Source organism: Roseobacter sp. CCS2 (assembly GCF_000169435.1).
GTDB lineage: Bacteria > Pseudomonadota > Alphaproteobacteria > Rhodobacterales > Rhodobacteraceae > Yoonia.
The window spans coordinates 857,550-876,331 of sequence record NZ_AAYB01000002.1; the positions used below are offsets into that span (position 1 = coordinate 857,550).

Annotated in this window: 17 protein-coding genes; 6 read left to right on the forward strand and 11 right to left on the reverse strand. The window is 54.8% G+C overall.

The window, feature by feature from the left end; translation table 11 throughout:
- Positions 1-328: 328 nt before the first annotated feature.
- On the forward strand, positions 329-1,939 hold the full coding sequence (locus RCCS2_RS10970) for a chloride channel protein (protein ID WP_232204263.1): 1,611 nt from the start codon (positions 329-331) through the stop codon (positions 1,937-1,939).
- On the opposite strand, the gene RCCS2_RS10975 is transcribed toward RCCS2_RS10970, so the two are convergent.
- From RCCS2_RS10975 to cobS, 6 genes are all read right to left on the reverse strand, one after another.
- A complete protein-coding gene (locus tag RCCS2_RS10975; RefSeq protein ID WP_008234160.1) occupies positions 1,936-2,277 on the reverse strand; it encodes a DUF427 domain-containing protein in 342 nt (113 codons plus the stop codon). The genes RCCS2_RS10970 and RCCS2_RS10975 overlap by 4 nt on opposite strands.
- Positions 2,278-2,352: 75 nt before the next feature.
- The gene (locus RCCS2_RS10980; RefSeq protein ID WP_008234161.1) at positions 2,353-4,137 is read right to left on the reverse strand and encodes an aminopeptidase P family protein; all 1,785 of its coding nucleotides are present in this window, start codon (positions 4,135-4,137) and stop codon (positions 2,353-2,355) included.
- Positions 4,138-4,213: 76 nt separating this feature from the next.
- On the reverse strand, positions 4,214-6,094 hold the full coding sequence (gene cobT / locus RCCS2_RS10985) for a cobaltochelatase subunit CobT (RefSeq protein WP_008234163.1): 1,881 nt from the start codon (positions 6,092-6,094) through the stop codon (positions 4,214-4,216).
- Positions 6,095-6,164: 70 nt separating this feature from the next.
- Complete coding sequence (locus RCCS2_RS10990; protein ID WP_008234166.1) at positions 6,165-6,530, reverse strand: hypothetical protein; 366 nt, start codon at positions 6,528-6,530, stop codon at positions 6,165-6,167.
- A 91-nt stretch (positions 6,531-6,621) separates the two neighbouring features.
- The gene (locus tag RCCS2_RS10995) at positions 6,622-7,020 is read right to left on the reverse strand and encodes a hypothetical protein (protein ID WP_156788505.1); all 399 of its coding nucleotides are present in this window, start codon (positions 7,018-7,020) and stop codon (positions 6,622-6,624) included.
- 90 nt (positions 7,021-7,110) lie between these two features.
- A complete protein-coding gene (gene cobS / locus RCCS2_RS11000) occupies positions 7,111-8,097 on the reverse strand; it encodes a cobaltochelatase subunit CobS (protein WP_008234170.1) in 987 nt (328 codons plus the stop codon).
- 202 nt (positions 8,098-8,299) lie between these two features.
- On the opposite strand from cobS, the gene msrB reads away from it, so the two are divergent.
- Complete coding sequence (msrB, locus tag RCCS2_RS11005; protein ID WP_037294050.1) at positions 8,300-8,755, forward strand: peptide-methionine (R)-S-oxide reductase MsrB; 456 nt, start codon at positions 8,300-8,302, stop codon at positions 8,753-8,755.
- A gap of 336 nt (positions 8,756-9,091) precedes the next feature.
- Positions 9,092-9,631 carry a hypothetical protein gene (locus RCCS2_RS11010; RefSeq protein ID WP_008234173.1) on the forward strand — a complete coding sequence of 180 codons (540 nt, stop codon included), beginning with the start codon at positions 9,092-9,094 and terminating at the stop codon, positions 9,629-9,631.
- Positions 9,632-9,675: 44 nt separating this feature from the next.
- Here RCCS2_RS11010 and RCCS2_RS11015 read toward each other — a convergent pair whose 3' ends face one another.
- Entirely contained in the window at positions 9,676-10,311 is a 636-nt protein-coding gene (locus RCCS2_RS11015) for a DnaJ domain-containing protein (protein ID WP_008234175.1), read from the reverse strand.
- A gap of 78 nt (positions 10,312-10,389) precedes the next feature.
- Here RCCS2_RS11015 and RCCS2_RS11020 point away from each other — a divergent pair, with 78 nt between their 5' ends.
- The gene (locus RCCS2_RS11020) at positions 10,390-10,641 is read left to right on the forward strand and encodes a BolA family protein (RefSeq protein WP_050770804.1); all 252 of its coding nucleotides are present in this window, start codon (positions 10,390-10,392) and stop codon (positions 10,639-10,641) included.
- On the opposite strand, the gene RCCS2_RS18690 is transcribed toward RCCS2_RS11020, so the two are convergent.
- The 4 genes from RCCS2_RS18690 to pepN all read right to left on the reverse strand — a co-directional run bounded on the left by RCCS2_RS18690 (position 10,642) and on the right by pepN (position 16,235).
- Positions 10,642-11,058, reverse strand: coding sequence for a DUF4177 domain-containing protein (locus tag RCCS2_RS18690; RefSeq protein ID WP_008234179.1), 417 nt, complete (start codon positions 11,056-11,058; stop codon positions 10,642-10,644).
- A gap of 68 nt (positions 11,059-11,126) precedes the next feature.
- Complete coding sequence (gatB, locus tag RCCS2_RS11030) at positions 11,127-12,638, reverse strand: Asp-tRNA(Asn)/Glu-tRNA(Gln) amidotransferase subunit GatB (protein ID WP_008234180.1); 1,512 nt, start codon at positions 12,636-12,638, stop codon at positions 11,127-11,129.
- Between the two features lie 73 nt (positions 12,639-12,711).
- Positions 12,712-13,581, reverse strand: coding sequence for a 1-acyl-sn-glycerol-3-phosphate acyltransferase (locus tag RCCS2_RS11035; RefSeq protein ID WP_037294054.1), 870 nt, complete (start codon positions 13,579-13,581; stop codon positions 12,712-12,714).
- Positions 13,582-13,682: 101 nt separating this feature from the next.
- Positions 13,683-16,235, reverse strand: coding sequence for an aminopeptidase N (pepN, locus tag RCCS2_RS11040; RefSeq protein ID WP_008234184.1), 2,553 nt, complete (start codon positions 16,233-16,235; stop codon positions 13,683-13,685).
- A 127-nt stretch (positions 16,236-16,362) separates the two neighbouring features.
- Between pepN and RCCS2_RS18165 the strand changes: the two genes are divergently transcribed.
- Positions 16,363-16,509 carry a DUF2256 domain-containing protein gene (locus RCCS2_RS18165; RefSeq protein ID WP_008234187.1) on the forward strand — a complete coding sequence of 49 codons (147 nt, stop codon included), beginning with the start codon at positions 16,363-16,365 and terminating at the stop codon, positions 16,507-16,509.
- Between the two features lie 125 nt (positions 16,510-16,634).
- Complete coding sequence (locus RCCS2_RS11045) at positions 16,635-18,782, forward strand: malate synthase G (protein WP_037293878.1); 2,148 nt, start codon at positions 16,635-16,637, stop codon at positions 18,780-18,782.

Consider the following 18,782-nt stretch of genomic DNA (forward strand, 5'->3'; position numbering starts at 1 on the left):
AGTCAGCAGCGCCCGGTGGGCGATCTGCATGACGCAACGTCAAAATTTTGCGATGTACACGCAAGGATTGTATAAAAAGGTATCTAACAGCACGAACAACACAGTTTCGCGCCTGGATTATCCGGTTGCTGGACGAGGCGAACTTTTTCTTGGAAGCGACTTTCCCATCAAGTAGGTGTAAAGGGCGTCAGGGTTTGCGCCCTCCGTGAATTTTCGACAGCGCTAAGCCGTCCGTAAGAAAGCAAACCGCATGGGGAAGCCAGTGAAAGCGTTGCTGCAGCAAGGGATTGCTGATGCGTCGCTGGCCTGCCGTGATGCCGCGCAGGTTATGAAAACCCACGGCCCCAACCAAATTCAGTTCTGGTTTATTGCTTTGGCTATTGGGATCGCCGCAGGCTTTGCAGCCGTACTGTTCCGTCTTGGTATCTATGCGATCCAGACAACGGCTTACGGGACCGACGATGTTCTGACGCTGCATTCGTTTGCTGCCGGGCTGGCATGGTACCAAATATTACTCATCCCGATCTGCGGCGGGCTGGTTGTTGGCCTTATCTTGGATCGGTTTACCGACGATGGTCGCGTGCGGTCGGTGGCGGATGTGATCGAAGGGGCAGCCCTTTCTGAAGGACGGGTCGAGGTCAGGCGCGGTCTGGCGTCTGCTGCGGCTTCGATGATTACATTATCGACCGGGGGATCATCCGGTCGTGAAGGGCCGGTTGTGCATCTGGCCGCTGTAATCTCAACCGGTATTTGCCGATGGATCAATGCGAACGGCATCACCGGCCGTGATTTGCTGGGCTGTGCGGTGGCTGCTGCTGTTTCGGCCAGTTTTAACGCGCCCATCGCAGGTGCCCTTTTTGCGTTGGAAGTCGTCCTGCGCCATTTCGCGGTTCACGCTTTTGCACCCATTGTGATCGCCTCGGCTGTTGGTACAGTCATCAATCGCCTTGTTTTTGGCGACGTGACAGAGTTCGCCTTGCCGGTTCAAAATGCTTTAGGTTTTTACGTGGAACTGCCCGCGTTCCTGATCCTTGGCCTTGTTTGCGGCTTTGTCGCCGTCGCGCTGATGAAGGCGATCTTTTGGGCTGAGGATTTTGGTAACTACATCCAACGCGAAACAGGCATCCCGCGTTATCTGCGGCCTGCGATTGCGGGTGCGCTGTTGGGCGCTATGGCAATCTGGTGGCCTCATATCATCGGCGTTGGCTATGAAACAACATCTGCCGCGCTGACCGGAGAGTTAGTGCTGTATGAGGCGATTGTCTTTGTCATTCTCAAGGTTGCAGCGGTTGCAATCACCATGGGGGGTCGTATGGGTGGTGGCGTCTTTTCACCATCCCTCATGGTAGGGGCGCTGACAGGTTTAGCTTTTGGGCTGATCGCGACCCCGATCTTCCCAACTGTATCCGGTAGTGAGACGCTTTATGCATTGGCGGGCATGGGGGCGGTTGCCGCGGCCGTGCTGGGCGCGCCGATTTCCACAACCCTGATTGTATTTGAGCTGACGGGCGACTGGCAGACCGGTCTTGCTGTGATGGTCGCTGTGTCGCTTTCCACAGCCCTGTCATCGCGCCTTGTCGATCGGTCCTTCTTTCTGACCCAGTTGGAACGTCGCAACGTGCACCTTGCGGCGGGTCCACAGGCTTATCTGCTTGCCACCTTCAAAGTGTCATCCGTTATGCGTCAGATGGACGCCAAGAATGCAGCGTCAGAGGACGACTGCTGGGATCTTATCCGCGACGGTGTTTATGTCGATGGTAACGCCACGTTGGAACAGGCGATGCCGATCTTCGAAGGGGCAGGCCACCGGTTTATCCCCGTTGTGACATTGGGCGGTGAAGATGCCCCGCCAGAGTTATGGGGCGCATTGTTTCAGGTTGACGCGTTGCGGGCCATGAACCGCGCTTTGTCAGAAACCGCCGCTGAGGAACATTCCTAGACTTCCTCAACCGCGACTTTTTCAGAATAAAACGCGATATGGTCTTTGATGGCTGACACTGCCTCAAGCGGCGTTTCATAGGACCAGGCCGCATTTGCAATTGGCCCACTTTTGGCTTCGATTGTGAAATAGCTTGCTTCGCCCTTATACGGGCATTTTGAGGTCACGTCTGTCGGTTCCAGAAATGCCATCGCAAGATCACCCCGTGGAAAGTAAATCACGGGCGGATAATCACCTTCTACCAGTTCCAGCGCATTGGTGCTTTCGCCGATAACGGCGCCTGCGGCACGCACAACCCACGTGCCTGTGGCAGGACGGATTTTGATATGATCAGCCATGGTGATTTCCTTTTCGTCAAAATTGTTAGTGACCGGCAGACGGGACCAACGTCAAAATACGCTATTCGCCTGATGTCAGAGCGGCGCGCAGGCTTTGGTCAGCCAATCGCGCGTCTGTGCATCCAATCGGGGGGCAAGAAGCATCAATGTATCGGCATGATAGCGATCAATCCAGTCCCGTTCTGCATTTGTCAGTCGTGCGGTGTCGATCAACCGTCGGTCAAAAGGTACATAGGTCAGTGTATCGAAAGACAACATCGCGCGATCATCCGCGCCATTTAGGGCAGGCGCGTCAATCACAACAATCAGGTTTTCGATCCGAATGCCAAACGCGCCTTCGCGGTAGTAACCCGGCTCGTTCGACAGGATCATCCCTTTTTGCAAAGCCACTTCAGAACGCCGCGAAATCCCTTGCGGCCCTTCATGCACGCTTAGATAGCTGCCGACACCATGACCTGTGCCGTGGTCATAGTCCTGCCCTGCCATCCACAAGGGTGCCCGCGCCAGCGCATCCAGGTGCTGCCCACCCACGCCTTTGGGAAAACGTATGCGGCTGACTGCGATCATACCTTGCAAAACACGCGTGTAGCAGGCCTTGTGTTCATCCGTTGGCATGCCAATCGCCATTGTGCGGGTGATATCGGTTGTGCCATCCACATATTGGCCCCCGCTGTCGACAAGCAACAGATCACCTTCCGCAACCGGGCGGTTCGTGTCTTTGCTGACGCGGTAATGGACAATTGCACCGTTTGGCCCTGCACCACAGATCGTTTCAAAACTGATATCGCGCAGTGCATTGGTTTGCATGCGGAACCCTTCAAGCGCCTTGACCACGTCAATTTCGGTCAGCTCACCCTTGGGGGTTTCTGCATCAAGCCAGGCCAGAAACCGCACCATTGCGATGGCGTCACGTTCATGGGCTGTTTTTGCACCGGCAATCTCGGTCTGGTTCTTGCAGGCTTTGGGCAAGACGCATGGGTCTTGGCCTTTTACCACGTCGCAATTGGCCTCTTTCAGTGCAGTGACCACTTTGTCAGGGCAACTGCGTTTGTCGACCAGCACCTTGGCTTCAAGCCCGGAAAGCGCGGTAAGAAAGTCAGCCACGTCATGGACTGTGACATCAGCGCCAAGATGATCTGCAATGTTAGCGGCTTTGCCCGGCCCTGCAAAAAGATCGACGCGACCGTCATTATGCAAAATTGCAAAGGCTTGCGGCACAGGGTTGCGGGCGATGTCAGTGCCGCGAATGTTCAAAAGCCACGCAATGCTGTCCGGTAATGTCAGTGCAGCAGCGCTTTCCTTCATATCCACTGCCAGTCGCGCGCGCTTGGCATCATGTGTTTCGCCCGCATGTTCCAGCGCATGCGCGGTGAACGGCGCGGCAGGGGGTGCGGGTTGATCATCCCAGATTTCATCAATCAGATTGGTGGTCGGGACCAATTTAAATCCAGTCAGCTTTTCACGCAGCCCCGCAATCTCTGATGCGGTGTGAAGCCAGGGGTCATAGGCCAATGTCCCGCCTTGCGGCATTTGTTCCAACAGCCAATCGCTTAACTGAATTTCGGGCCAATGCACTGGTGTGTAAACATCAGCAACCTGTGCACGGACTTGCACGCGGTAGCGCCCATCAATGAACACGCCCGCAATATCAACCAATACCGCACAAAACCCAGCCGACCCCGAAAACCCAGTCAACCATTCCAACCGCGCATCACGCGGTGCGACGTATTCGCCTTGATGTGCATCGGCGCGGGGTACCAGAAACGCATCAAAGCCCTTTTGTGCCATCAAGGCGCGCAGTGCCACCAGCCGCGGTGGTCCTTGATCAGGTGAAGTTTGCGCCTCAAACGTCTGAAACATAGGTAAAACCAGCTTTCTTTCTACGGGCTATCTTATGTCGGCTGCAGACATCAGATGCCAGCAACATACATGGAACCTACCCTGCCTTGCGCATTCCCAAAACGCGCGCACGTTTACGTGGATCGCTGTCGAACAGGCTTGCCAATTGTTCGGTCATCGCACCGGCCAACTGTTCCACATCCGTGATTGTCACCGCACGCTCATAATACCGGGTCACATCATGTCCGATACCGATCGCGACCAATTCAACCGCTTCGCGTTTCTCGACCATTGCAATGACGTCACGCAGATGTTTTTCCAAGTAATTCGCGGGGTTAACGGACAAAGTTGAGTCGTCCACCGGCGCACCATCTGAGATGACCATCAGAATCTTACGCTGCTCTTGGCGCCCCGTAATGCGGCGGTGCGCCCATTCCAGCGCCTCCCCGTCGATATTTTCCTTCAAGAGGCCCTCTTTCATCATCAGCCCCAAATTCGGGCGCGTCCGCCGCCATGGCGCATCTGCTGACTTATAGATGATATGGCGCAAATCGTTCAGACGGCCGGGCGTGGCTTCACGTCCCTCGGCCAGCCACTTTTCGCGGCTTTGCCCGCCTTTCCATGCTTTCGTGGTAAAACCCAAAATCTCGACCTTCACATCGCAACGTTCCAATGTGCGCGCCATAACGTCCGCACAAATCGCCGCAATGGAAATGGGGCGGCCACGCATCGAGCCAGAGTTATCGAGAAGTAGTGTTACGACAGTATCGCGAAAGTCAGTATCTTTCTCGACTTTGAATGACAAAGGCGTGGTCGGCGAAGCGACAACGCGCGCCAAACGCCCGGCATCCAAAATCCCTTCTTCGCGATCAAACTCCCAAGATCGGTTTTGCTGGGCCTGCAATCGACGCTGCAATTTATTTGCCAGCCGGGACACGGCCCCTTTAAGCGGCTCTAACTGCTGATCCAAATACGCGCGCAGGCGTTCCAATTCGACAGGTTCGGCCAAATCCTCTGCCGATATCTCCTCGTCAAACTCAACGGTCGAAACTTTGTAGTCAGGATCGGCATCCGACACAGGCTGCGGGGCAGGTGGCTCTAATGGGGCCTCGCCTTCTGGCATCTCGGCCTCTTCGCCCATTTCCGCATCAGCCTGATCATCCATGCTGACTTGCGCTTGGCTGGCGTCTTGTTGGTCTTCCTGCGATTGCTCTGGCGTGCCTTCAGCTTCGTCGCCTTCGCTGTCATCATCACCGGTGCTATCGGGTTCGTCCTGATCGTCATCAGACCCTTCTTCGGCTTCATCGTCCTGATCATCATCAAGGGTGTCGGGATCATCCCCCAACTGATCGCCATAGCCCATGTCGCTGATCAACTGGCGCGCAAATTTTGCAAAGGCCTGTTGATCGTTCAGCGTGTCGGCAAGGTTTTCAAGCGTGCCGCCGCAGTGATCTTCGATGAACCCGCGCCACAGTTCCATGACGTTTTCGGCACCTTTGGGCAGATCACGGCCTGTCGCCATATGGCGGATCAAATAGCCCGCAGCGACGGCCAAAGGCGCGTCAGAGGCTTGGCTGATCTGATCATAGCCTTTGCGCATCGCTTCCGTGCCAATCTTGGCGTCGATATTGCCTGCTGTGCCGGGCATATATTCCGCGCCCACGGCTTCAATCCGGGCGGTTTCCATCGCTTCGTAAAGATCCTGCGCCATCTGGCCTTGCGGCATATAACGGGCAGAAACTTTGGGGTCGTGGAATTTATGACGCAAAGCAAAGGCATCCGCAGTGCCGCGCGCCAACAAAACCTCGTCGCGTGTCATGCGACGGGACACTTGGGGCAGGCGGATCGTGTCGGCGGTTTGCCCCGCAGGATCAACCGAATAGGTGACCGCCAATTCAGGGTCATCCGCCATGACTTTGGTCGCTTCCGCCAACGCCTTTTTAAAAGGATCGGCTGGGTTGTCGGATGGTTTGTTCATGGCGGGGTCCTTTACTCCGCCATAAACTAGAACTCACAAGGGGTAATGACCAGTCCCCGAAGGCCGGAAACTACTCGTCGACAAATTCCGGCTCTTCAAAAGTGATGCCCGCTTCGGGCGCAATTTCAAAAGGGGCATCGGCAAGCTGGTGCAGTGTGTTCAATTGCGCTGCACCTGGCAGAATGGCACCGGTTTCATCAATAAATGCCAAACGGGGTCGGAAGATTTTTCCGCCCAGCTCAATCTCGCCGTCATCAAACAGATACGCCAGTTCGGTCACAATGCCTTCAACATTAGCTTTGGCCATTTCTTCGCTCATGTTTTCTGCAAACAGCGGCAACAGCGCATGGGCAATCAAGGTTGATGCCGTTTCGGCCAAATCTTCGTGGCTAACCACGTAATCAGCAGGCAGCGGTGTGCCGATCTTCATTTTCATGGGTCTGCTCCGGTTCAGATATTTTTCAACATCATGGGTAGAAAAGCGACCGCATTAAGACAACCCTGTGTTTTCTTCAAACTTGTTGAAATCAGCTCAGAAGTAATCCTGTACAGTCCTGTCTCAGCCGTTGCGCCCGTTCGTGCGCCCAAGCGGCATCGCGTTCATCATCGTTGAACGTCGCGCGTGTCAGAAGGGCTGATTGTGCCAGTTTGGCCGAGATGCGCCAATGCAACACCTCGCGCCCACGGTCGGTTGGCATAATCGCTTCGACCAGATCAATGACAGCGGCGCGCTGAATTTTGGTGTGCTCTGACGCTGGGCCATCAAATATCCACTGGTGTTCCATCACAGCGGACAATCGGCCTGCGCAGGTCGCGAATGTGCGTAGTTGTTGTTCCGTATCAATGGATTGCGCGTCTGCTTTGGGGGCGCAAAGCAACGCGAGGCATAGCGTAAGGTGATGGCCAAGGATTTTCATTCCGCCCATACATAAAGCATGACGGTAAATTTTGTGTCTATCAATCAGGCATTTTGGAAACGCTTTGTTTTTGTAAGGTGGGTTCTAACCCACCTTAGCTTAACCCAAGCTCAGACTTGCCGCACTTTCAGGTAGCTCTTCATCAAAGCAGCGCTGATAGAACTCGGCCACAGTCTGCCGCTCCAGCTCATCACATTTGTTCAGGAATGACAGGCGGAAGGCATAGCCGACGTCTTGGAAAATGCGTGCGTTTTCGGCCCATGCCAGCACGGTGCGCGGCGACATAACGGTGGACAGGTCGCCATTCATAAATGCGGTGCGCGTCAGATCGGCGACTGTCACCATCTGGCTGATGGTCTTGCGCCCCTTCTCGGTATTGAAGTGAGGGGACTTAGACAGGATAATCGCTGTCTCTGCATCATGGCTAAGGTAGTTCAGCGTCGCGACAAGCGACCAACGGTCCATCTGCGCCTGGTTGATCTGCTGCGTGCCGTGATACAGGCCTGTCGTGTCGCCCAATCCAACCGTGTTCGCCGTCGCAAAAAGGCGGAAATATGTGTTTGGCGTAATAATTTCGTTCTGGTCCATCAGCGTCAGCTTACCGTCAGTTTCCAACACGCGCTGGATCACAAACATCACATCGGCACGGCCTGCATCATATTCATCAAACACAATCGCAACGGGGTTTCGCAGGGCCCAAGGCAAAATGCCTTCATGGAATTCGGTAACCTGCACACCGTCGCGCAGTTTAATCGCGTCTTTCCCGATCAGGTCGATCCGGCTGATGTGGCTGTCAAGGTTCACACGCACACACGGCCAGTTCAGACGGGCCGCAACCTGTTCGATATGCGTGGATTTACCCGTGCCGTGATACCCTTGGATCATGACACGGCGATTATAGCCAAAACCCGCAAGGATTGCCAAAGTCGTATCAGGATCAAATTTGTAGGTGCCGTCAATTTCAGGCACGCGGTCAGAGCGATCAGCGAAACCTTTGATCTTCATATCGCTGTCGATGCCAAACACTTCGCGGACCGAAATCTCTTCGGTTGGTTTTGCTTGCATGTCAGTCATACCGTCCGCCATCGTGAGTGCCTTTTTTCATCGTCAAACCGTCTTTGGTTCGGGGATGCAACATAACGCGCGGCGCTGCAAGGGAAAGGGCGCATTTCTGATAGGGCACACGCCTTATGACAGCCGATCACATGCCCGTGGTTTTGCGCCATTTTGCTAGGCGGCAGTGTGATTGGGGGCCTATGTTATCTGCAACACAAAGGATTATACTATGATGAACCGTCGCACTTTCACACTCGCAACGCTGGCGAGCGCTGTCGCACCTGCGGCACTGCGCGCCCAAAACTTTGAAATTACCCGCACAGAAGCCGAATGGCGTGCGATGCTGACGGACGCGCAATACCGGGTGATGCGTGAAGAAGGGACGGAGCGGGCGGGAAGCTCACCTTTGGATAAAAACTATGCAGAGGGTACGTACCATTGCCGTGGCTGTGACCTGGCTATCTATCCATCGTCCACCAAGTATGACAGCGGCACCGGGTGGCCCAGCTTTTACGATAGTCTGCCAAATGCGGTTGGCACAAAGCCGGACCGCAAACTGTTGCGGGTCCGAACTGAGGTGCACTGCCGCCGATGCGGAAGCCACCTGGGTCATATTTTTGATGATGGGCCGGCACCCACTGGCAAACGGCATTGTCTGAACGGCGTAAGCCTCGTGTTTCGCGCCTAAAGCCATCATTGCGTGCCAACGATTCTAATCGCGCCCTGATTGCAAAGCGCGCTATACGCTCGCCTGCATTTGAAATTCTTGCTATTCTTAGCTAAATTGGCTGTTGACAGGCCGCATGTACCACCTGCGTTACGTTTCGTTGGTGGAAAAAGTATCAGGAATTACACATAGTTGTTTAGGTATAGGCAAGTATTCGCCGAATTTACCTTGAATAAGGCGCTCAATTGTGGCAATTTCTTGCCTATAGAGCCGGTGGCCTCGTGGTGTTTGCACAAGAGCAACCGACGCTACTGCGTAAAAGTCGTTTGAGATAAAGAGTAAATGGGGGTGAACGCTATGTTTGAGCGTTTTACAAAGAAATTCTATCTGACAAGAGGCGAAAAAGCTTATTTGCTTGGCTATCTTGTTGTCATTCTTGTAGCGCCAATTGTGGCGCTGGTGGTGATGGCTGGTTTAGCCGCGCCTTATACTTTGGTTATTGAACCTACCAACTTTGTCTATTGGGTCGCGATTTCCGGCGCGATCAGCGCTGGCGTTGGTCTGTACCTTGCGCGGGGCTGGATGGGTAACCTTGGCATGATGGGCATTGCGCGTGCAATGGTTGGTATTGTTATTGCAACTTTGATCGCGGCAGTTGTGGCCGGCAGCTTGACCGTACCGTTTGAGGGTACGCTTTATGCACCACTGATGATGCTATCGGCCTTTATTGCGAAACCGTGGTTGGCCGCGATTTGGCTGGCGGCGACATTCGGTGCGCATTATTTGATGTCCATCGTGGAAGAAGAGCGTGCTTTTGGTATCGGTCGCGAGGCGCATCGCAGCGCAACATCGCAATTGAGCACGTTGTCACGCGCACAGTTGTACCACCGCGACTAAATCTAACGTGCCAAGCAATTGGTTAAAGGTACCCTTGGGTGCCTTTAATCTTTATCGCGAAAATTGCGGCTGACTTTGATCTGGTCCCAGGCCCAGACAACCTCTGAAAGCTGCTCTTCCTGGCTGCGGTCGCCACCGTTCATATCCGGGTGCAGCACCTTGATCAGCGCTTTATAGGCTTTGCGGATTTCCTGCTTGGACATGTTGTCCTTGGCTTCCAAAATCTCGACTGCGCGGCGTTCGGTTGGCGGCAGTTTGCGCCCTGTTGCCGCACCGCGGCCCGGATTGCGGGTCGCGTTTTCGCCCAGCACCTGATGCGCGTCATCGACACCCAGCCGTGCCCATGCTGCTTCTTCCACTGTGCGCTTGAACGGTTTGGTTGGACGTTCCCAAACACGGTCGCTATCCATTTGGGCCGCAAGTTCGGCCTCGGATGTGCTATCAAAGAAGTTCCATTTCAGGTTGTATTCACGCACGTGCTGTTGGCAAAACCAAAAGAAATCATCCAACACATCGGGTGACTTGGGCGCGCGGTACTTGCCCGCCTCTTGGCAGCCCTCATGATCGCAAATACGCGTTGATGTCTCGGATGCACCAGACATCCCACGCCGCCCGCGCGGGTTCTTTTTCTTCGAACTCGACACAGACATGTCGAAACCAAAGGGGTCATCTTTCTTCATGAGGCGCGTTACCTTTTCTGTTCGGAGCAGATACAATAAACCTTGCAGCGGAAGATTGAAGAGGGCTGGCAGAAAATAATGGCACTTGAAACAGAAATTCGTGACGCATTGGGCAGCCTTTCGCCACAGCACGTCGATGTCATCAACGAAAGCGCCTTGCATGCAGGCCATTCGGGTGATGATGGATCAGGGGAAAGCCATTGGCGGGTGGTGATCAAGGCCGCTTCATTGGACGATATGTCGCGTATTGCGCGCCACCGCGCCGTACATGCAGCCCTTGGTAAAGATATTATTGGACGAATTCACGCCTTAGCGATTGATATTCAATAATTATTCGGCGGCAACATCAGCAGAAGAACCGGACTTTTTGCCAGCATCAGTTGCTGTGTCTGGCTGGGTTTCGGCGTTGTCATCAGTTTTTCGCGTCGCGATCAGCTTTTTCTCTTCGGTCAGCTCTGGTTGCGGCTGCGGCGGTGCAATCGCCGGTTTGGGTGCTGCGATGGCGGGTTTTGCCTGCACCTTGGTGCGCCGAAAAACCAGCATGTTCTGATAGACGGTCGTCTTGCTCATCAATCCTTCGCGTTGTTCGCATGGCAATGTGTCGGCGCGCAAATACTCCCAGCCGTCGCCAGCCAGTTCATTCATCGCTGTCTCCAGCGCATGGGCAAAGCGATGTTCGGCAGTTTTAATGCCCTTCGCTTTCAATCCGCGCGCGGGCGCGGGTACGACTTTATATTCGTAGCTCATCACTTCACCTATCATTCCACCCAAGCAGGTCTATCAAAACCCGCGCGTCGTGCCAATGCGCCTTGCCGTTACAGGCCTAGCTTGGCCGAAACGATCTGGTTAACGGCCGCAGGGTTGGCCTTGCCACCCGTTGCCTTCATCACCTGACCAACGAACCATCCGATTAATTTGGGGTTGGCTTGGGCCTTTTCAACCTGCGCAGGGTTGGCCGCAATGATTTCATCCACGGCTGTTTCAATAGCGCCGGTGTCCGTGACCTGTTTCATGCCTTCGGTTTCAACAATCTCTGCCGGGTTACGGCCTGTCGTATAGCTGATCTCAAAAACATCTTTGGCAATCTTGCCATTGATATCACCTGCTTTGATCAAGCCGATCAATTCACCCAATTGGGCGGCGGACACAGGGCTGTCTTCGATGCTGTGGTCCTCTTTCTTCAAGCGCCCAAACAGCTCATTGATCACCCAGTTCGCAGCCAGCTTACCGTCGCGGCCTTCGGCAACTTTTTCGAAATACGCGGCATTGACTACTTCGGCGGTCAAGACGGACGCGTCATAGTCTGACAGGCCAAAGTCGCTGATAAACCGCGCCTTTTTCTGGTCGGGCAATTCAGGCAAAGACGCTTTGATGTCGTCTACCCAAGCCTGCTCAATCTCCAGCGGCAGCAGATCAGGATCGGGGAAGTAGCGGTAATCATGCGCTTCTTCTTTGGATCGCATCGAACGGGTTTCGTTCTTGTCCGGGTCATAAAGCCGCGTTTCCTGCACGACCTCTCTACCGTCCTCGATCAAGGCGATCTGGCGGCGTGCCTCAAAATCAATTGCCATCTGAATGAACCGCATGGAGTTCATGTTCTTGATTTCGCAACGGGTGCCAAGATGGCTGAAGTCTTGGGTTTCCCAATACTTCTCATAATCGCCAGGCTTGCACACCGACACGTTCACATCTGCCCGCAGGTTGCCATTTTGCATATTGCCATCGCATGTGCCCAGATAGCGCAGGATCTGGCGCAGTTTCAGCACATAGGCTGCGGCTTCCTCTGGCCCGCGAATGTCAGGGCGGCTTACAATCTCCATCAGGGCGACGCCGGTCCGGTTCAGGTCCACGAATGACATTGTGGGGTCCATGTCGTGAATGGATTTGCCCGCGTCCTGTTCAAGGTGGATGCGTTCGATGCGCACATTGCGCGCCTCACCATTGCCCATCTCGACAAGCACTTCGCCTTCGCCAACGATGGGGTGGTAAAGCTGCGAAATCTGATAGCCCTGCGGCAAATCAGGGTAGAAATAGTTTTTGCGATCAAAGGCAGAGAACAGGTTGATCTCAGCGTTCAGGCCCAGCCCGGTTTTCACCGCCTGCGCAACACAACCTTCGTTGATGACAGGCAGCATACCGGGCATGCCTGCATCCACAAAGGCCACGTTACTGTTGGGTTCTGCGCCAAAAAGGGTGGAGGCGCCAGAAAACAGCTTGGCATTGGTTGCCACCTGCGCATGCACCTCAAGGCCGATCACGAGCTCCCAGTCGCTGGTTGCACCGGCGATGGTTTTGGGGGCAGGGGCTGTATACTGGAGGTCAAGCATGTGGCGCTTCCTTTGACTGCGTTGGCCTTCGTTTAAAAGAAGGGACCGTCAGCTTCAAGAGAACATGATTGTCCTATTCACCAATCGCTGGCCGCGCAAACGCCCGCGAGGTGGCAACAAGGTTCACGGTCGGCGCGTCTTTCCCACCCAAAGCCAGCGTCGCTTTGCGAAGCATGGCGATCCCGTCCTCAGGTTTGGTTGGGATCGAGGCGGCTGAAATCGGCTCTCCAACCGTAACTTTGAAAGGTTGTCGCGCCTTATTCAGCGTTTCATGAAACAGGGTGATATCGCGCAATGTTGGATGGATCAGATCGAACAGATAAAACAGAGCCGAATTTCGCGCCTGAATATTGACCGGGATGACCGGCAGATCGAACTTGCGTGCCAGCATCGCAGCAGAGGCCATCCAAGGGCGTTCATAAAGTCGCAGACCCCGGCGTTTGGCCAAACGGCCCGAAGGAAAGATCACACCAAGGCGACCGGTGTCAGTTGCCTTGCGCACATACATCATTGTCTCGCGCGCTTTGGCAAGGCTGCGCTGGTTTTTGCGCCACTCGACCGGGGCGATCATGGTCTGCATCTGCGGAAAAATCCGTAGGATATCGCGATTGGCGAAGAAATATGCATCGGGTCGCGCTGCACTGATCAGCCCGTTCAGGATGATGCCGTCAGCGATCCCCGTTGGATGGTTCGCCACGATAAGCGCGGAACCATGTGCCGGGATATGCCCCAACCCATTGGCCTGCACCATCTTTGCCAACCGCAACGACATTGCCTGCATGATCAGGTCCGAAGGCGCATCTTTCAGCGCCTTGGCAATATCCACAGTGGTGTCATATCCCAACAGGCGATGCAGGCACCTTTTGGCCAGTTGGGTTCCGGGCCGATCACTGTAAAGCCACGGCGCGCGTTCAGCGATCAGCGGGTCAATGCGATGTTCCATGCGCAATGAATGCGCAGTCTTGTGTAACGGTTCCACGACAAAACGGTCACGGCCTTCTGGCGGCAAAAGCTTGCAAAAAACGCATAATTCTTAGGCAAGGATTAGCCCAAAATGCGGGTCACGATCTCTTCCGTGTCTCGCGAAAGCCCGGGCGTTTTCGCAATACGGGTAAGGGCGGCCCGCATTTTTGTCTGGCGATCAGCATCATAGCGTTTCCAGGTATCAAATGCGGTCGTCATCCGGGCCGTGGTTTGCGGGTTCAGCGGATCCAGTTTGATCAGCCAATCAGCCAGCAGATCGTAAGCGGCATAAGGCGGATGATGAAAACCTGCCGTATTTGCCTTTAAACCGCCAAAAACAGCCCGGAACCGATTGGGGTTTTTGATGTCAAAGGCGGGGTGTTTGGTCAGACGGGCCGCAGTCGTTGCAGCCGCCTGTGGCGCAGCAAGGCTGACCTGCAAGGCAAACCATTTGTCCATGACCAGCCTGTCATGCTGCCATTGCGCTTCAAACGCTGCCAGTTCGTCCGCACCCTTTGAAATTTGAAGTAATGCGCGCAATGCGCCCAATTGCTGGGTCATATTGTCGGCACCCGCAAACTGTTGCGACGCCTGTTTGCCTGCGTCCAGTTTGCTGATCAGTGCCAGCACTGCGTTCCCCAAAGCGCGTTGTCCCGCAGGGCCTGCATCCGATGTATAAGGACCGGTGATGATCATATCTGCATAAACGCGCGGCAGGGTATCTTGCAGATGTTGTGCGATATGCAGTTTCAGCGTCTCATGCGCCTGATTGATCACCGTGGGATCGGGCGTGTGGCTTGCGTCAAACAGCGTCTGCGCTGTGTCTTCCTCGCTCGGCAAGCGCAACACCAGCGCACGGAATGCCGGGTCGAGCGTATCATCCCGCAACACCGCCGCGATCCCATCCAAGAAGGCGGCGTCAGGCGTCGCGTCGTCACGCACCATGCGGACCAGTAAATCTTGCGCTAATGTGCGGCCTGCATCCCATCGGTTGAACGGATCCGTGTCATGCGCCAGTAAAAAGGCACGCTGCGCGTTTGTCGTTTCATGAGATACGATCACGGGGGCCGAAAAGTTGCGCAAGATCGACGGTACGGGTTTGCTAGACAGGCCATCAAAGGTGAAGGTTTGTTCTGCCTTTGTCATCTCTAGCACGGTTGTTGGCAGAACTTCCGTGCCATTTTCATGCAACAGGCCCACAGCAACAGGGATGACAAGCGGTTCTTTTTGGGTCTGACCGGGTGTCGCCGGGGTCTCTTGCCGCAGGTGCAATTGATAGATGCCATCCGCGTAGGTGTCACTTGACGTCAGGCGCGGTGTGCCCGCTTGCGAATACCATCTTTTGAATTGCGACAGGTCCCGCCCGGTCGTGTCCTCAAACACCTGCAGCCAGTCTTCAATCGTGGCGGCATCACCATCGTGTCGTGTAAAATAGAGGTCGAGCGCTTTGGCGTAAGCGTCATCACCTACCAAAAGCTTGAGCATTCCAATGACTTCGGCCCCCTTTTCATAGACCGTCGCGGTATAGAAATTGTTGATCTCGACAAAGCTTTCGGGTCTTACGGGATGCGCCAGGGGGCCACTGTCTTCGCGGAATTGATAGGCCCGCAGGACCATTGCATCATCAATGCGTTTGACGGCATGGCTGCGCATATCGCCGGTGAATTGCTGGTCACGAAAAACGGTCAGCCCCTCTTTCAGGCATAGCTGAAACCAATCGCGGCACGTGATCCGGTTGCCGGTCCAATTGTGGAAGTATTCATGGGCGATGATCGCTTCGATCCGTTCAAAATCCGCATCAGTGGCGGTTTCTGGCGACGCAAGCACCGCAGAGGCATTAAAGATATTGAGCCCCTTATTTTCCATCGCACCTGCGTTAAAGTCGTCAACGGCCACGATGTTAAAAAGATCAAGGTCGTATACGCGGCCATAAACCTTTTCGTCCCATGTCATGGACTTTTTCAGCGCCTCCATACCGAAGGCGCATTTTGCCTCATCCCTGCCGGGGCGAACCCAGATATTCAGGTCAACATGGCGACCGGTTTGGGTGATAAATGTATCGGAATGGGCAACCAGATCGCCGGCAACCAACGCAAAAAGATAGGCGGGTTTGGGCCATGGGTCATGCCATTCCGCCCAACCAACACCTGACGCAGTGGGGTTACCGTTTGACAACAAGACAGGCAGGTCCGCTTCGATCCGCACTGTAAACACAGCCATCACATCGGGGCGGTCGGGGTAGAAGGTGATCTTGCGAAACCCTTCGGCCTCGCATTGGGTGCAATACATGCCGTTCGACATATAAAGACCTTCTAGGGCGGTATTGGTTGCGGGGCTAATCCCAACCTCGGCTTCAAAGACGAACGGGGCGTTGGGAACAGCGCATCGCAGACCATCGCTGCTGATGTCCGGTCGGACCGTTTGCCCATCAATGGCGGCATTGATCAGTTTCAGATCATCGCCATGCAGAAAAAAATCTGTGTCCTTTGCATCCGGGTTTGGCCGAAACGTGATGCGCGATATCACGCGCGTATCCGTGGCCCCCAATTTGAACGTCAGGTGCACCTCGTCGACCAGATAGGCAGGCGGTGTGTAGTCGGACAGGTAAATCGTTTGCGGGGCTGCGTCTTTCATAAGGCGATCCTTGGTTGGTTATAGATAAGGTAAGACGCGCTTTGGCGATGTGCCACTATCATTCGACCGGGTGCTGAAATCTTATAAAGTTTTTGAAAAACGCTGTCTCCGCTACATTTAAGGACGTATGCCCAAGATGCGTCGCAAAGCTGATCTGCCTCAAAAGACCTGTGCCACCTGTGGCCGTCCTTTCACATGGCGCAAGAAGTGGGCCAAAGTCTGGGATGAAGTGCGTTATTGCTCGGACCGCTGTAAATCGCAGCGCAACGCATAGCCGACGAACCAAAGCACAACAAATCCGGCAGAGCCGAGTTGCCTATCGGAAATTTTCGCACTACCTCGTTTGCGAGCGCGGCAATCGTGTGCCGCGGTATGCAGAAATTCAGGAAAGGGTGTGTCATGACAGATCGCATTGAAAAGCAAGGTTTGAAGGTCGCAAAAGAACTTGCAGATTTCATTGATACCCGGGCCTTGGATGGGACCGGGATTGACAGCGATACGTTCTGGACCGGCTTTGCCGATCTTGTCACCCAGATAACCCCCCGCAATCGCGCGGCCCTTGCCACACGTGAAGAGATGCAGTCGATGATAGACGCGTGGCATGTGGAACGCCGCGGTCAGGCGCTGGACCGGACAGCCTACGAGGCGTTTCTGCGCGAGATTGGCTATCTTGTGCCTGAAAGCGACGATTTTACCATCGACACGACAAACGTTGACCCCGAAATCGCGACGGTCCCTGGCCCGCAGTTGGTTGTGCCGATCACCAATGCGCGTTTTGCGCTGAATGCGGCAAACGCACGTTGGGGCAGCCTTTACGATGCCTTCTATGGCACCGATGCGATGGGCGAACTGCCGCCAAAGGGCGGCTATGATCGTGGTCACGGATCGCGTGTTGTGGCACGTGCGCGGGTATTCCTTGACGAGGCGTTTCCGATCGAAGGAACCAGCCATGCGGATGTGTCCCGCTACTACGTCCATGATGGTGCGCTGCTTATTGATGATCAGCCTTTGCGCCAACCAGAAAAATTCGCGGGCTACCGTGGCAATCCCAAAGCACCCGATGCGGTCCTTCTGCGCAACAACGGATTGCATGTGGAATTGGTCTTTGATCGTGCGCATCCCATCGGCAGCCGTGATCAGGCGTTGCTGGCGGATGTGCGTCTTGAAAGTGCTGTATCGGCTATCATGGATTGCGAAGACAGTGTCGCCTGCGTGGATGCTGAGGACAAGGTCGCAGCCTACGAAAACTGGTTGGGCCTGATGCAGGGCAACCTGACGTCCGCGTTTCAAAAGGGCGGGCAAACAGTGACCCGTCGTTTGGCCGACGATATCACTTATGTTGCACCCGACGGCAGTGATCTGACGTTGAAGGGCCGTGCGCTGTTGTGGATCCGCAACGTGGGTCATTTGATGACGAACCCGGCGATCCTTGATGCCAACGGTGATGAGGTGTTCGAGGGGCTGATGGACGCGATGATCACAGTGCTGATCGCCATGCATGATCTTAAACGTGATGGTGGCAATTCCGCGCTTAGGTCAATTTATGTGGTCAAACCAAAGATGCATGGCCCTGATGAGGTCGCCCTGACAAGCGATATCTTCGCCATGGTCGAGGATGCGCTGGGTTTGCCTCGCAACACTGTCAAAATCGGTATTATGGATGAAGAGCGGCGCACGACCGTGAACCTTAAGGAATGTATCCGCGCGGCAAAATCGCGGGTGGCCTTTATCAATACCGGGTTTCTGGACCGGACAGGTGATGAAATCCACACCTCAATGGAGGCAGGACCATTCAGCCGTAAGGATTTCATCAAGCGCAAGCAGTGGATTGGCGCTTACGAGGATCAGAACGTAGACATCGGGCTTGAGTGTGGTTTTTCCGGCAAAGCCCAGATCGGCAAGGGCATGTGGGCGATGCCGGACATGATGGCAGCGATGCTGGAACAGAAAATCGGCCACCCGCAGTCAGGTGCAAATTGCGCTTGGGTGCCCAGCCCGACAGCGGCAACGTTGCATGCGCTGCATTACCACAAGGTTGATGTGATGGCGGTGCAGGCCAAGCTGCTTAAAGGCGGGCGGCGCGCCTATGTGTCATCAATCTTGGATATTCCACTGGCCCAATATCAGCGCTGGACGGATGCGCAAAAGATCAAAGAGGTCGAAAACAACGCCCAGGGTATTCTTGGCTACGTGGTGCGCTGGATTGACCAAGGTGTTGGCTGTTCAAAGGTGCCGGACATCAACGATGTCGGCCTGATGGAAGACCGCGCCACCTGCCGGATTTCCAGCCAAGCGCTGGCCAATTGGCTGCACCATGAAGTCGTCAGCGAAGAACAGGTGATGGACGCCATGCGCAAAATGGCCGCTGTTGTGGACGCACAAAACGCGCATGATCCATCCTATCGCCCTATGGCACCTGATTTCACCGGCATCGCATTTCAGGCAGCCTGCGATCTGGTGTTCAAGGGCCGCATTCAACCGTCTGGGTATACAGAACCTGTCTTGCATCAGCGCCGGTTGGAGTTGAAAGCGCAGCGCAATCACTAA

Coding starts and splice junctions, on each gene's coding strand:
- RCCS2_RS10970 (WP_232204263.1), top strand. CDS start 329: ATGAAAACCCACGGCCCCAACCAAATTCAGTTCTGGTTTATTGCTTTG.
- RCCS2_RS10975 (WP_008234160.1), bottom strand. CDS start 2,277: ATGGCTGATCATATCAAAATCCGTCCTGCCACAGGCACGTGGGTTGTG.
- RCCS2_RS10980 (WP_008234161.1), bottom strand. CDS start 4,137: ATGTTTCAGACGTTTGAGGCGCAAACTTCACCTGATCAAGGACCACCG.
- cobT (WP_008234163.1), bottom strand. CDS start 6,094: ATGAACAAACCATCCGACAACCCAGCCGATCCTTTTAAAAAGGCGTTG.
- RCCS2_RS10990 (WP_008234166.1), bottom strand. CDS start 6,530: ATGAAAATGAAGATCGGCACACCGCTGCCTGCTGATTACGTGGTTAGC.
- RCCS2_RS10995 (WP_156788505.1), bottom strand. CDS start 7,020: ATGGGCGGAATGAAAATCCTTGGCCATCACCTTACGCTATGCCTCGCG.
- cobS (WP_008234170.1), bottom strand. CDS start 8,097: ATGGCGGACGGTATGACTGACATGCAAGCAAAACCAACCGAAGAGATT.
- msrB (WP_037294050.1), top strand. CDS start 8,300: ATGAACCGTCGCACTTTCACACTCGCAACGCTGGCGAGCGCTGTCGCA.
- RCCS2_RS11010 (WP_008234173.1), top strand. CDS start 9,092: ATGTTTGAGCGTTTTACAAAGAAATTCTATCTGACAAGAGGCGAAAAA.
- RCCS2_RS11015 (WP_008234175.1), bottom strand. CDS start 10,311: ATGAAGAAAGATGACCCCTTTGGTTTCGACATGTCTGTGTCGAGTTCG.
- RCCS2_RS11020 (WP_050770804.1), top strand. CDS start 10,390: ATGGCACTTGAAACAGAAATTCGTGACGCATTGGGCAGCCTTTCGCCA.
- RCCS2_RS18690 (WP_008234179.1), bottom strand. CDS start 11,058: ATGAGCTACGAATATAAAGTCGTACCCGCGCCCGCGCGCGGATTGAAA.
- gatB (WP_008234180.1), bottom strand. CDS start 12,638: ATGCTTGACCTCCAGTATACAGCCCCTGCCCCCAAAACCATCGCCGGT.
- RCCS2_RS11035 (WP_037294054.1), bottom strand. CDS start 13,581: ATGGAACATCGCATTGACCCGCTGATCGCTGAACGCGCGCCGTGGCTT.
- pepN (WP_008234184.1), bottom strand. CDS start 16,235: ATGAAAGACGCAGCCCCGCAAACGATTTACCTGTCCGACTACACACCG.
- RCCS2_RS18165 (WP_008234187.1), top strand. CDS start 16,363: ATGCCCAAGATGCGTCGCAAAGCTGATCTGCCTCAAAAGACCTGTGCC.
- RCCS2_RS11045 (WP_037293878.1), top strand. CDS start 16,635: ATGACAGATCGCATTGAAAAGCAAGGTTTGAAGGTCGCAAAAGAACTT.